1 protein-coding gene is annotated in these 1,324 nt (G+C 64.1%); it reads left to right on the forward strand.

The window, feature by feature from the left end:
• The coding region (locus HB633_RS30560) for a condensation domain-containing protein (RefSeq protein WP_255581306.1) at positions 1 to 1,324 on the forward strand (1,324 nt) is incomplete at both ends.

A 1,324-nucleotide genomic window follows, 5' to 3' on the forward strand; every position in this document is an offset into this window, starting at 1 on the left:
ACGCTTGCGCGCCGGGTTCGGCGTCGAATTGCCCTTGCGCGCACTGTTCGAGGTGTCGACCCTGGAGGCGCTGGCCATCCGCATCGATACACTTTGCGACGATCGCACGCGGGTTGCGCTGCCCGCGCTCGTACCGGTTGGACGCGAGCGTCCGTCGCCGCTGTCGTACGCGCAACAGCGTCTCTGGTTCCTGGACCAGTTGAAATCGGGCAGCGTGTTCTACAACATGCCAGTGGCGATGCGCCTGACCGGCGTGCTCGACATCAGCGCGCTGCAGCGTACGCTCGACGAAGTGGTGCGCCGCCACGAGGGGCTGCGCACGCGGTTTCCGATGATCGACGGCATCCCTGTCCAAGAGATCATGGATGCCGTGCCCGCCTTGCTACGCATCGAGGACCTGTCAGGGCTTGCCGAGCCGATGCGGACAACGAACCTGCACGAGCTGCTGTCGGACGAGGCGCTTGAGGCCTTCGACCTGTCGGCGGGGCCGCTGATGCGTGCACGTTTGTTCCGGCTCGCGAATGACGATCACGTCGTGGCGCTGACGCTGCATCACATCGTCTCGGACGGCTGGTCGATGGGGGTGCTGGTGCGTGAAGTGGTTGCGTTGTACGAAGCGTTCTCCCGTGACGAGCCATCGCCGTTATCTCGGTTGCCGGTGCAATACGCCGACTACGCACACTGGCAGCATGCGTGGCTGACGGGCACGGTGCTCGACGAGCAGATTGCCTACTGGCGTGAGCAACTGGCCGAAGCGCCCGCCTTGCTCACGTTGCCCACGGATCGCCCGCGGCCCGCGTCGCAGCGCCACCAAGGTGCGGTACATCGCTTTGCGGTGTCGGCGCGCACGACACAACGTCTGCACGGGTTGGCCCGGCGTGCGCAGGGTACGCTGTTCATGACACTGGCCGCCGCATTTGGTCTGCTGCTCTCGCGTCATGCAGGGCAGGACGATGTCTGCATCGGCACGCCGATCGCGAATCGTCGCGACAAGCAAACCGAAGATCTGATCGGCTTTTTCGTCAACACGCTGGTGCTGCGCCAGCAGGTTCACCCAGGCGAATCGTTCGAAACGCTGCTGGGCCGGATGCGCGAGACCTTGCTGGGTGCCTACGCGCATCAGGACGTGCCGTTCGAACAACTGGTCGAAGTCCTCCAGCCGCAACGCAGTCTCGGATATTCGCCGTTGTTCCAGGTGATGCTGATCCTGCAGAACGCGCCGCTCAAGGACGCGCAACTGCCGGGGCTGAAGCTTTCGTCCGTGGCTGGAGAATCAACGACGACGAAGTTCGACCTGAGCCTGAATGTCGAGGAAGCAGGCGGC

This window comes from Caballeronia sp. dw_276 (genome assembly GCF_018449635.1).
Taxonomy (GTDB): Bacteria; Pseudomonadota; Gammaproteobacteria; order Burkholderiales; family Burkholderiaceae; genus Caballeronia.